This window comes from Vibrio sp. SCSIO 43133 (genome assembly GCF_023716845.1).
Taxonomy (GTDB): Bacteria; Pseudomonadota; Gammaproteobacteria; order Enterobacterales; family Vibrionaceae; genus Vibrio; species Vibrio mediterranei.
Window position 1 is genome coordinate 1,216,599 of record NZ_CP068025.1, and the last position, 12,022, is coordinate 1,228,620.

The 12,022-nt window shown below is 43.1% G+C and carries 9 protein-coding genes; 2 read left to right on the plus strand and 7 right to left on the minus strand.

Annotation, left to right across the window (positions count from 1 at the left end; genetic code table 11):
- Nucleotides 1-60: 60 nt before the first annotated feature.
- Nucleotides 61-1,413 carry an ABC transporter substrate-binding protein gene (locus JKJ11_RS22380; protein WP_006070304.1) on the minus strand — a complete coding sequence of 451 codons (1,353 nt, stop codon included), beginning with the start codon at nt 1,411-1,413 and terminating at the stop codon, nt 61-63.
- A 327-nt stretch (nt 1,414-1,740) separates the two neighbouring features.
- Between JKJ11_RS22380 and JKJ11_RS22385 the strand changes: the two genes are divergently transcribed.
- Nucleotides 1,741-2,760: a LacI family DNA-binding transcriptional regulator gene (locus JKJ11_RS22385; RefSeq protein WP_252039227.1), complete on the plus strand. Its 1,020-nt coding sequence runs from the start codon at nt 1,741-1,743 to the stop codon at nt 2,758-2,760.
- 32 nt (nt 2,761-2,792) lie between these two features.
- Nucleotides 2,793-4,478, plus strand: a complete 1,686-nt coding sequence (locus JKJ11_RS22390; RefSeq protein ID WP_252039229.1) for a glycoside hydrolase family 13 protein — start codon at nt 2,793-2,795, stop codon at nt 4,476-4,478.
- Nucleotides 4,479-4,564: 86 nt separating this feature from the next.
- On the opposite strand, the gene JKJ11_RS22395 is transcribed toward JKJ11_RS22390, so the two are convergent.
- From JKJ11_RS22395 to JKJ11_RS22420, 6 genes are all read right to left on the minus strand, one after another.
- Complete coding sequence (locus JKJ11_RS22395; RefSeq protein ID WP_050798595.1) at nt 4,565-5,050, minus strand: arginine repressor; 486 nt, start codon at nt 5,048-5,050, stop codon at nt 4,565-4,567.
- Nucleotides 5,051-5,239: 189 nt separating this feature from the next.
- Nucleotides 5,240-6,250: an ornithine carbamoyltransferase gene (argF, locus tag JKJ11_RS22400; RefSeq protein ID WP_252039230.1), complete on the minus strand. Its 1,011-nt coding sequence runs from the start codon at nt 6,248-6,250 to the stop codon at nt 5,240-5,242.
- Nucleotides 6,251-6,345: 95 nt separating this feature from the next.
- Complete coding sequence (gene arcC / locus JKJ11_RS22405) at nt 6,346-7,257, minus strand: carbamate kinase (RefSeq protein WP_252039231.1); 912 nt, start codon at nt 7,255-7,257, stop codon at nt 6,346-6,348.
- A gap of 38 nt (nt 7,258-7,295) precedes the next feature.
- Nucleotides 7,296-8,516, minus strand: coding sequence for an arginine deiminase (arcA, locus tag JKJ11_RS22410; protein ID WP_124941496.1), 1,221 nt, complete (start codon nt 8,514-8,516; stop codon nt 7,296-7,298).
- 598 nt (nt 8,517-9,114) lie between these two features.
- On the minus strand, nt 9,115-10,566 hold the full coding sequence (locus tag JKJ11_RS22415; RefSeq protein ID WP_171389933.1) for a YfcC family protein: 1,452 nt from the start codon (nt 10,564-10,566) through the stop codon (nt 9,115-9,117).
- Between the two features lie 425 nt (nt 10,567-10,991).
- Nucleotides 10,992-11,768 (minus strand): alpha/beta fold hydrolase, encoded by a 777-nt coding sequence (locus JKJ11_RS22420; protein ID WP_031494072.1) that lies wholly within the window; start codon nt 11,766-11,768, stop codon nt 10,992-10,994.
- Nucleotides 11,769-12,022 lie beyond the last annotated feature (254 nt).

The window sequence follows — 12,022 nt, forward strand, 5'->3', positions numbered from 1 at the left end:
ACCCAATGAAATTACGTCTACCGGCATCGCGTTACTTCGCCAAGTTACTTACTTCCTTGGTTACTTAAGTGCATCCCAAGTTTTTTGGATGTCATCAGCGACCTCTTTCGCAGGTTTGCCGCCACTGTAGTCGACCATACCTGTCCAGAATGCGCCGGCACCGATCTTACCTGGCATCAAGTCTGAACCATCGAAACGGAACGTCGTCGCATCCAACAAGATTTCACCTTGTTTCTTCAGAGTGTCGTTGCCATAAGCATTAACGTTGGCACCTTTATGCGGAGTCAGGAAGCCCGATTGAGCCATCCAGATTTCATGTGCGATTGGTGACTGTAAGAACTCCATAAATGCGCGTGCGGCTTTAGAATCTTTGGTAATGCTCCACATAGTACCTGCGCCAAGTACTGGCTTACCTAAGTCTTTTGATTCATACGCTGGGAAGTAGAAGAAATCAACGTCAGCACCTAGCTCTGTACCTTCTGGGAAGAAGCTTGGAATGAATGATGCCTGACGGTGCATGTAACACTTAGCTGGCGATGTAAACAAACCTTTTGGTGAATCACGGAAGTCCGTTGCAGCTACTGCACGTGCACCGCCGTCGACGAACTTATCGTTACGTACAAACCATCCAAACTCTTCAATAGCACCAACAACTTTCTCATCATTGAACTTGAGTTCGTTTGTAGTCCACTTATCGTAATCAGCTGGCGATTGAGTACGAAGCATCATATCTTCCACCCAGTCCGTTGCAGGCCAGCCCGTTGCACCACCAGAACCTAGCCCAACACACCACGGTGTTTCGCCATCTTCAACAATCTGTTCAGTCAGTGCTTTTAGCTCTTCCATTGATTGAGGTACTTCATAACCGGCATCTTCGAAGTTTTCAGGCACATACCATACTAGTGACTTCAAATCGACTTTATAGAAGAAACCATACAGATGATCTTTACCGTCTTTACCAGCAAATGTACCTAGGTCAACCCATGAAGAACCAGCGGCGTAGTTGTCATTGATCCAATCACCCATTTTAGGGTCAAGTGGAGTTAGGAAACCTTTAGAGGCTAAGTCTGCCGCTAAACCAGGCTGCGGGAAAATCGCAATGTTAGGTGCACTACCTGCTTGCACATCAATCGCAATTTGCTGTTCAAATGAGTCAGAGCCTGAATATTTCACATCGGCACCAGTTGCCTCTTCAAAATACGCAATGACACTTTCAACAAGCTCTTTATCTTCTGTTAACCAAGGACCAAAAATGGTGACCGTTTCACCTTTCAGATCCATATTTTTCAGCTCTTCGTAGCTTTGCCAGTTAAAGCGTGCGTCTTCGCCAGGTGCGAATTTTAAATCAGCGGCGAATGCGGAGGATGCAGAAACAGCAAGAGCTACTGCGCTAGCAAGTAGAGAGGTTTTCATCAGTAAGACTCCATGTATTCAGATACTTTGTTTCGTTTTTATAGTCAGTTCTTATGTCCTCGACTTAACTTCTTACTTAATTACTTAATCGGTTAAGCCGTTAATGAATACCATAAAACCTTATTGACAATTCGACCACTTTCTTGCCAAATCTTGTGCCTTTGATCATGTTTTGAAATACCTTGATTACAATTAAGTGACAAGCATCAAACAAATTATAATGGCTATGAAATTTTAATTTCGCATTCCTTCTTAATCGATTTAGACTCAACTGATAAATTTCGCTATTCTAGATCGCAGATAATATAAATATGGACAATGACTGATATGGAACGGAAGAAACCTACATTGAAAACCGTCGCCGCTCACCTAGGTGTATCAACGGCTACCGTATCAAACGCTTTCAACCGTCCAAACCAACTTTCGAAGGCGCTGAGAGAGAACATTCTGCTTGAATGTGAAAAACTCGGTTACACTGGCCCAAGTATCACTGCACGAAGCTTACGCACCGGAAAGACCGGCGTAATCGGAGTTTTGCTCGCAGACAACCTCGCCTATAACTTTACCGACCCAGTAGCTACTCAATTTTTAGCTGGAATATCAAAGACTTTAGACGAGTCTCATGTCAACATGCTGTTGCTGCCTTCAAGCAGTGATAACTATCAGAATACGCAGGTTGAAACTATCCCCGATAGTTTCATAGTTTATGGTAAACCTGTGGACTCAAGCATAATCAACCTGATACTACGCCAGCATAAGCCTGTCGTGGCAGTCGATTTCGCCTTGCCTGACATTCCATCCATCAATGTCGACAACCGCAAAGCAAGCTACGACATAGCCATGCATGCCATTCATTCATCCGACGACAATGTGCTTATCTTGGGGCTGCGTCTTGAGCCATCAACATCGTTATCGCTTGCCAACCTCGACAATCTTTATACCAGCGAAGAATCCGTTTCTCGTTGTCGTTTTGAAGGTTACAAAAAAGCTCTCGAGGAAAACGGCATACCATTGTCATTCGAAAATGTCTGGCAAATTCACGATCTTGACGAAACAACGTTAAAAACCATGTTGCGTGGCACACTAACGGCCCCTAAGCGCGTGGATGTACTGCTTTGTATGAGCGATAAAATCGCTTTGGCCGCTCTGGAAGTGGCTAGAGAAATCAGCATCGATATTCGAATTGTTGGCTTTGACGGAATACCCAAAGCTGCAGAAGCCGGCTTAACGACTATTCAGCAGCCTATTGAGAATAAAGGCCGAATCGCTGCAAAGATGGCGCTCGGCCAACTACCCTACGAATCTATCCAACTGGATACGGAGCTTATTATTCGTACCAGCAGTTAGACATTACCTCACTTGCTAAGGAGAATTGATCCATGAGGACGGAACAACTTGAAAAGCGTTGGTGGCATGACGCTGTCGTTTATCAAATCTATCCAAGAAGTTTCAACGACTCTAACGGAGATGGCATTGGTGATATCCCAGGTATTATAGAAAAATTGGATTACATCAAAGCCCTTGGCGCGAACGTCATTTGGCTCAGTCCTGTGTATAAATCTCCGATGGATGACAACGGCTATGATATTTCTGGCTATCGTGAAATTGCACCAGAATTTGGCACCATGTCCGATATGGAAAAGCTGCTATTCGAAGCGGATAAACGCGGTATCAAAATTGTCATGGATCTCGTGGTAAACCACACCTCAGATGAACACCCTTGGTTTATCGAATCCAAAAGCAGTAAGGATAATCCAAAACGCGATTGGTATATTTGGAAAGATCCCAAAGAAGATGGCAGTGAACCCAATAATTGGGAATCTTTCTTCAAGCCTAAAGCGTGGACACTTGATGAAGCGACCGGCCAATACTATCTGCACCTGTTTAGCAATAAACAACCTGACCTAAACTGGGCAAATCCAGAGGTACGTGAAGCGGTCTACGACATGATGCACTTTTGGCTGAAAAAGGGCTTAGGTGGTTTCCGAATGGACGTCATTAATATGATCGGCAAACCGTCAGACTATCCAGATGCAACTATTTTTGACGCAGGAGTAGCAGGTTGGGAGCATTGGTCAAATAACCTACTTGTGCACCAATATCTGCGTGAAATGCACGATAAAGTTCTGAAGCATTACGATGTACTCACCGTAGGTGAAACTCCCTTCACCACAACACTGGATGGCCGTTACTACTCTCACCCTGATCGCAATGAAATTAGTATGATCTTCCAATTCGAACATGTCAGCATCGACCGCGAAGAACACAATGCAGTGAAAAAAGATTTTGACTTAGTTCAGTACAAAGAAATCATGTCGCGCTGGCAGGAAGACTTATACCAGAAAGGTTGGAATAGTGTGTATTGGAGTAATCACGACCAACCTCGTACGGTATCGCGTTATGGCTCTGACTCTCCTGAATATCGCATCATCAGTGCAAAAATGCTCGGCACGGTTTTACATATGATGAGCGGCACCCCGTATATTTATCAAGGTGAAGAAATCGGCATGACCAATAAGCACTTCAATAACATCGAAGAGTTTAATGACCTCATGGCGAAGTTCCATTACCAGAAAATGATTGAACGTGGCGTTTCCAATGATGATGCCATTGAGTTTTTAAACTACTTCTCTCGTGACCATGCCCGTGTCCCAGTGCAGTGGGATACAAAAGCTCATGCAGGTTTCACTACAGGCACGCCTTGGCTCCCAGTGAATGAAAACTATGTGGAGATCAATGCAGAACAAGCGGTTAACGACGAGGATTCCATTTATCATCATTATCGCCAGCTTATCCAACTGCGCCAAGGTGAAGAATATGGGGATGTTGTGGTTTATGGCAATCATACGTTACTCGACCCACAAGACAGTGAAGTCTACGCATATATTCGCTCGAGCGGCGAAAAATCTTTGCTTATCATTGCTAACTTTACTGATAGTACCTTAGAGAGAACCTACCAATACGGTGTGAAACAAGTCATACTAAATAACTATGATGATGCACCAAGTTCACTACACGAGCTAGTATTGAAGCCTTATCAAGCCATGATCATTGATATTGAATAACTAAGGCAAATTTAGCAAAAGCAGCGATTAACAACATCGCTGCTTTTTTGTTGGGGTACAACAGTTATCGTGTTGTATCAATATGGCTACAGTGCACCAAGCCTGGCTCTAACGACACGCTCACATCGACTCACTTCAGAAGCCTGTTTCGGGATCACTAGAATCGTATCATTGCCACCAATAGTCGCCAAAATATCAGCGTGCGGGTCAATATCAATCAAGCGAGCAATAAGCTGGGCACTTCCAGGGTGAGTTTTCACGACAACGAGAGACTGATTGTTAGTGATCAGCTCGATCTGTGACGAAATAGAAGAGTCAACACGAACAGGGCTGTTCTCCGACGTTAGACAATACGCCTTTTTACCGCAGGCATTTTGAACTTTGACTACTCCCAGGTTGGTCAATAGGCGAGAGACCGTCGATTGACTAATCCCATCATAACCAAGGTCTACCAGTGCTTCGCGGAGCTTATTCTGTGTAGTAAAGCTCTGCTGCTGAAGAAGCTTCTTACATACATCTGTCAGTTTTTGATCAACATCGAGCATGTCGTTACAAGTTGGAGTTTCATACATGTTATCACCTGTAAAATATTGAAACTCATCCATGAGTGGGTTCGTGATCTTGTATTTGTTTCGCTGGTATAACGTAACAATTAATCGTTCTGAAAAATCCCGATCCAATCGCATTGTTACAGCAACTTATTGCTACTTTAGTTAAGATGAGAGGACATTCCTGTTCCTCTCATGCAATATGCTAGCCCTTTAGCTACCTAAGGTCGCGACCATTACCGCTTTAATCGTGTGCATACGGTTTTCCGCTTCATCAAAGACAATAGAATGCTCGGATTCAATCACTTCGTCGGTCACTTCGCAGCCATCAGCTAACATTGGATATTCTGCTGATAAAGACTTACCCACCGTCGTATCTTCGCCATGAAAAGCAGGCAAGCAGTGCATGAATTTCACGTTTGGATTGCCTGTCGCTTTGAGCATTTCCATATTGACCTGATAAGGCAGCATCAACTTGATACGTTCAGCCCAGGCTGCTTTTGCTTCACCCATAGAAACCCAAACGTCTGTATATAGGAAGTCACACCCTTGAACACCTTCACGTACGTCTTCCGTGAGTATAATTTTCGCTCCGGTGTGTTTAGCAATGGATTGACATTCCGCAACAAGTGCTTCTTCAGGCCAGAACTGTTTTGGCGCAACTAAATGGATTTCCATACCCATTTTTGCCGCGCCTACCATTAACGAATTGCCCATGTTATTACGAGCATCCCCTAAGTAGGCAAAGCGAATATCTTGCAATGGACGACCTGGAGCATGCTCTATCATGGTCATAAAGTCTGCAAGAATTTGAGTTGGGTGGAATTCGTCTGTTAAGCCGTTCCAAACCGGTACACCTGCATAAGCACCAAGCTCTTCAACGATAGATTGACCATAGCCGCGATACTCAATCCCGTCGTACATACGCCCAAGTACCCGAGCGGTATCTTTCATTGATTCTTTATGGCCGATCTGCGATCCCGTAGGCCCAAGATAAGAAACTTGTGCTCCTTGATCGAATGCCGCCACCTCAAAAGCGCAACGAGTGCGGGTCGATGTTTTTTCAAAGATGAGCGCGATATTTTTGCCTTTTAAACGAGGTTGTTCGTATCCGTTGTACTTGGCTTTTTTAAGTTCAATAGACAGCTCAAGCAAGTGCTGAATCTCACGAGGAGTAAAATCTAGAAGTTTAAGGAAGTTGCGATTGCGAAGATTGAAAGCCATATTGTGTTCCTTTTCTATCTATGCGTGTCAGTCACGACATCACTCTGCTACTGACACGCTCGTGCTTTAATTTAAATACGTATTCGACGACAAAATTAGTGTTTTGAAATCGTGGTCCCTGCGGTCCCTTCAAGAATGCGAAGACCATCTTGTAGCGCGCCGATCCCCACCATTTGCCCACCTTGATTAATAAACTCACACGAGGCATCAATTTTAGGCCCCATTGAACCTTCATCGAACTGGTAACGTGACAGTTCTGATGGTGTCGTGGCTCTCAACGCATGTTGAGTTGGTTTACCCCAGTCTAGGTAAACGGCGTCGGCATCAGTTAATATCATTAATCGGTCTGCGTGAAGTTGTTTGGCAAGGAAAGCTGCCGACATGTCTTTATCAATCACCGCCTCAACTCCAACCAGCTTGCCATCTTTATGCGTGACCGGAATACCACCCCCACCAGTGCAAATAACAAGGTGCCCCTCATCAATAAGGGAGGTGATAGCTTCGTGCTCAACAATGCCAGTTGGTAATGGACTTGGGACCACACGGCGGAAATAATCACCATCAGGTTTCACAGTCCAATTATATTTCTCAGCCAGTTCACATGCCTCCTGCTTGTCATAGACAGGGCCAATAAACTTGGTAGGATCTTTGAATGCCGGATCGGCTGGATCCACAGTCATTTGGGTCAACATGCAGGTGATATTCTTGCTGGGCATTTGATTCTTGAACTCTTGCATCAACATGTAGCCAATCATGCCCTGTGTCTCGCTACCCAATACATCAAGTGGGTAAGGACTCACTTTCTTATATTCCAGTCCTTGCAATGCCAATAGCCCGACTTGAGGGCCATTTCCGTGCACCAATACGACGTTATATTGCAGGGCAATTTCCGATATGGTTTTAACCGCGATTTCAATATTGTGGCGTTGTACTTCTGCTTCGAGTGGCTCTCCGCGCTTTAGTAAGGCATTACCACCCAAAGCAACAACGATAGTTTGTTTCTTCATAATCTTTTATCCAATACAGGTAATGAAAAGCGAAGTGACTAAATACCATCACGTTCAATTGGGCAGCTCATACAACGCGCACCACCGCGGCCGCGGCCAAGCTCATCACCAGGGATTGGTAGTACGGTAATGCCGGCTTTATCGTACTTCTCGTTGGTATAGGTATTGCGTTCGTAACCAATAACAACACCGGGTTTGACCGTCAGGACGTTATTTGCATCATTCCATTGTTCACGTTCAGCTTCGAAGTTGTCGCCTCCAGTAGTGATAAGATTTAACTTGTCGACCTGTAACGCTTTTTCGATCGTCGTAATGTACGAATTCTGCTGCGTAGCCGTTACTCGACCGGATTCATCACCAGTAAGACTCCAACATTTCACGTCATCAGGAATAACATTAGGGTAGATGGAGAACGTATCCTCACGCATGTGTGTCATAACCGTATCTAGGTGCATGCATGAACGATCTTTCGGTAGTTCTAAAGCAATAACCTGCTTAGCTTGGTTATTCTTAAATAAGCTCGATGCTAAATGCTCTACACCCTGTGGCGTGGTACGCTCAGACATGCCGATCAACACAGAGCCTTTGCCTATGACCAGTACATCTCCACCTTCGATAGTCGAGTGATCATACGATTGCTGCTCATCACCAAAGTATTTAATGAAGTCTTGTCCAGCAAAGGTCGGATGCCAGCGATATATTGCACGTAAATGATTTGTTTCCCTTTGACGAGCGACCTTCGCCATCGGGTTGATAGAGACACCACCATAAACCCAGCATGATGTATCACGAGTAAATAAGTGATTTGGCAACGGGTCGATAATGAAATCGTTAGCTTTATATAAAGATTGCAACATTGACGAAGACTCAAGCGGCATTTCACCAAATGACAAGCCCCCAGTAAGTACTTTAGCTAATTCGATGTTTGGCATATCACTCAAATAACATCTCACATCGTTGGCAAAGGTATTGCCATAACGAAAATCTGAAACCTGAATATTTAGCAGCCAATCTTTTGCTTCTGAAATAGCGAGAGTTTCAGCAAGTAAATTTGTTAGAAGTAAAACCTCAACACCTTGTGATTCTAGTGTTTTGGCAAAAACATCATGCTCTTCGCCAGCCTTCTCTACCGCTAGTACATCGTCAAACAACAGTTGATGGCAGTTAGAAGGCGTTAAGTGAGTGAGAGCACGTCGTGGACGATGTATTAAGACACGGCGTAACTGACCAACTTCAGAACCAACATATAGTTTATTCATAATCATGTCTCTCTAATATTATAAGAACCAAAATCGTTCTTTATGGAATATATTAATAGCTTCGTTGTGGTGTAATTAATATGTACCAATCATTCAAAATAATATTGGACACCGATCACACAAATATATATGTAAACAAAGACGTCATAAAAGTGGCTGTTAACAATATTTATTCCTTGATAAATATAATTACCGAGAATTAATCTCGCATATTAAATGAAATAGTATGCATGGATTATTCGTGAAGCAGTCATAGTTACGTTCTTTTAAGAAACTTGATTCGCATTATTAATTCTAATGGATATGATTACTTGGAAGAAATATGCATTGGCTTTTGTTAGTTACCTATTCCTAGCTCACCTCCTCTGTATCCATTAACAATTTTTAGTCTATTTTCGTGATAAATATCACATTCAAGAGACCGTCGGACATAAGCGATAGAACGCTGCTCATATTCAAACAAAAAGGAGAAAAATTGGTATTTCGTCACAAGGGCATAGAAGTGACGACTATCTTTCGCAGCTAACTCAGAAACTGCAACAAAAAAAGCCCACTGCTAATAGCAATGGGCCAGTATAAAGACTAGGCAAACGAACATTTAACCGACAAGCGTACCAATACTAAGCATTACCACGCAGAATACGGTCAGAATAGCCATTAGTGGAGCCACCCATTTCAGCCATCTCACGTAAGGAACCCGAGCTATAGCAAGACCTCCCATCACAACAGCAGAGGTTGGAGTTATCAAATTCACCAGCCCTGAAGCGGATTGATACGCTGTAATAACCAACTCTCGACCAACACCGGCAAAATCACCTAGAGGAGCCATTATCGGCATCGTCAACACAGCCAGTCCAGAAGTCGAAGGCACCAAGAAAGACAATAATATTTCTAGGAAAAACATAACATTAACAAACACGATCGAAGAAAGACCAGTGACAATATGTTCCGCAGAATTCAATATGGTATCAGTGATCATCCCTCGGTCCATCACAACAACGATTCCTCGAGCAATACCAATAATCAAAGCTACTCCGAGTAAGTCTCTCGCTCCTTCAATAAAGCTATTGATGAAAGATTCTTCACTCATTCTAGCGACAAGCCCAACCAAGATTGACGAGGCTAGGAACATCGCAGAGATCTCTGCCATCCACCAACCAGCAACCGAAACACCGTATATCATTACAGCAAATGAACCACCAAAGATCGCTAAAATCACTTTTCTCGTTGTAGTGAAATCGAGTTTTTCCTCTCCTTTATTACCGAGGAAATGAGCCTTGTTCTCCTCGTGTTTATCATAAACAATGGATTTAGACGGGTCGGCCTTGACCATTCGAGCATATCTCATGACATAAGCAACACAGATGATCCACCCAAGCACTAACATGGCTAGACGCAATAAAATACCATCGGTAAAAGGAATACCGGATGCATTCGCAGCAATCACTGTAGCAAATGGATTAATTGTGGAACCCAGAACTCCAATCCCAGCTCCCAATAAGATGGTAGCGGCCGCAACAAGTGGGTCAAATCGAGCTGCCATCATTACTGGGACGAGAAGTGTGTAGAATGGTAGAGATTCTTCTGCCATCCCATAGACAGTGCCACCCGCGGCAAACAAGGCCATAAGGATGGGAATCATCAACTCTTCTCTACCCTCTAACTTGTGAGTTACACGCTCAATTCCAGCATCTATCGCTCCGGTCTTAGTCACTAATCCCAAGAAGCCACCAATGACTAATACAAATAACGAGACATCAATTGCACCTGCTTCATAACTATTGTGATCATAGAAGCCATCAATAGGAGCCATTAAGACGTCGATTGGAGTTTGTGGATTACTTTCTACGCTAGAATAAGTTCCAGCCACTGGAACTTCTCTGCCCAGATCTTCATTCATCACTCTCTCATATTGACCCGCAGGAATAATCCAGGTCATGACTGCAACGATAGCAATCAACACAAATAAAATGGTATAGGCTGAGGGAAACTTGAAATTTGCAAAAAAGCCTCCCGACTTTTTCGGCTCGTGAACGACGTGGGTAGTCATAGTATTCTCCTTAGTAGAAGGGCTATCCTGCTACTTTAGCTGTATGTTTTACATTCAATCACCACATTGAAGCCATAAGAATTACTAATCATAATTTCAAAGAAAATATACGCCTTTATTTACTGTTATTCTTGTGCCTTGTTCACACTTATTCTTGCAATAGTTAAATGGCCGCTGAAATAGAATTATTTGTCTGGATTAATAATTAGATATTTTTGAAGAATATTCGCAAACAAAACAATATCAAATGATAACTACTTTTGAATTTGGATATTTATTCAGATATATAATTATAAATATCTAATGAAATGAATTTTCTATTTTTTGAAGAATGTCACTCAAAATGCGATTAGCTAACGAAGTCACGAGACAAAATGCCGCAGCACTAAAGAACTAACACTATCGTATCGTTCTATAATGCTACGTTATTTCGATTCGAACTTATCGGTCTCAATAAAGTTCAGTACCAATGAGGTTACATAAGGATCACGACGTAGCCTATCGTGTTTGATATCTACTTCAATAAAGTCTCGCATACCATCAAGTTTTGTCGATTCCACTGAGACTAGCCCATCGTTGCTCTTGCTAAACATGCCACTAAAAACCGGGTAGCTTTGCGTACCTGCTATGACACCGAAATCGTAGTTTGGAATTGGCAAACTGTTTGGGAATGAATTAGGACTGGTTGTTAGCGATTCAGCGGTACCACCCACTAGAGATAGCATCCAAGTGTCCGAAAAGAAATCAGCAACATCACTACCATGGTTGGGAGTACCAACAAACACCACTTTTCCCATCTCCGATGAGTCGACAAAATCAGGGTGCTGTGCCAAGTACGAGCGGATCACCAATCCACCTAATGAATGCCCAACAAAGTGAATTTTCGACTGATTAGTGACAAGGTTTTTTGAGTGATTAAATTCGTCAATACATCGAGAGAGCTCCTTGGCACTCTCGGCAAGCGTATTTTCAATAGGCTGGCGAAGCGTTGGATAATCCACGACACAGACTTGATAGCCTTGTTTGGCAATACCTTTTGACATATTCTGCATCGACCAAGCGCTTCTCGCTAAGCCGTGCACTACAACAACTTGATCTAAGTGGTGTGCATTTAGTTCATTATCGACGGTTTCTATCTCCGGCTTACTGCAACCCACTAGAGCAAGAGCGGTCAATATTGCCATACTGACTTTCCACTTCATTCCACGCCTCCTAACCTCGATACCACCCCCAGAATATCAAAGTGGTTTAACCACTTCTACACCATCTCTGTAAGACTTTCATTCCAATTCTAAGTAAATTTACAAAAAACCAAAAACCACTGTACCGCTGAGTTTTTAATCGGCTATTCAATATGCTGCAGTGTGAAAGCTAACAATTTAAAACTTATGCGCTCATTACTCGCCGAACGCAAAGAAATCTTATTATATTCACTGTTTTTATGTGTCCATCACTA

Bases quoted from the DNA above. Each gene is read 5' to 3' on its own strand.
- JKJ11_RS22380 (WP_006070304.1), bottom strand. From the start codon at position 1,413: ATGAAAACCTCTCTACTTGCTAGCGCAGTAGCTCTTGCTGTTTCTGCA.
- JKJ11_RS22385 (WP_252039227.1), top strand. From the start codon at position 1,741: ATGGAACGGAAGAAACCTACATTGAAAACCGTCGCCGCTCACCTAGGT.
- JKJ11_RS22390 (WP_252039229.1), top strand. From the start codon at position 2,793: ATGAGGACGGAACAACTTGAAAAGCGTTGGTGGCATGACGCTGTCGTT.
- JKJ11_RS22395 (WP_050798595.1), bottom strand. From the start codon at position 5,050: ATGTATGAAACTCCAACTTGTAACGACATGCTCGATGTTGATCAAAAA.
- argF (WP_252039230.1), bottom strand. From the start codon at position 6,250: ATGGCTTTCAATCTTCGCAATCGCAACTTCCTTAAACTTCTAGATTTT.
- arcC (WP_252039231.1), bottom strand. From the start codon at position 7,257: ATGAAGAAACAAACTATCGTTGTTGCTTTGGGTGGTAATGCCTTACTA.
- arcA (WP_124941496.1), bottom strand. From the start codon at position 8,516: ATGAATAAACTATATGTTGGTTCTGAAGTTGGTCAGTTACGCCGTGTC.
- JKJ11_RS22415 (WP_171389933.1), bottom strand. From the start codon at position 10,566: ATGACTACCCACGTCGTTCACGAGCCGAAAAAGTCGGGAGGCTTTTTT.
- JKJ11_RS22420 (WP_031494072.1), bottom strand. From the start codon at position 11,768: ATGAAGTGGAAAGTCAGTATGGCAATATTGACCGCTCTTGCTCTAGTG.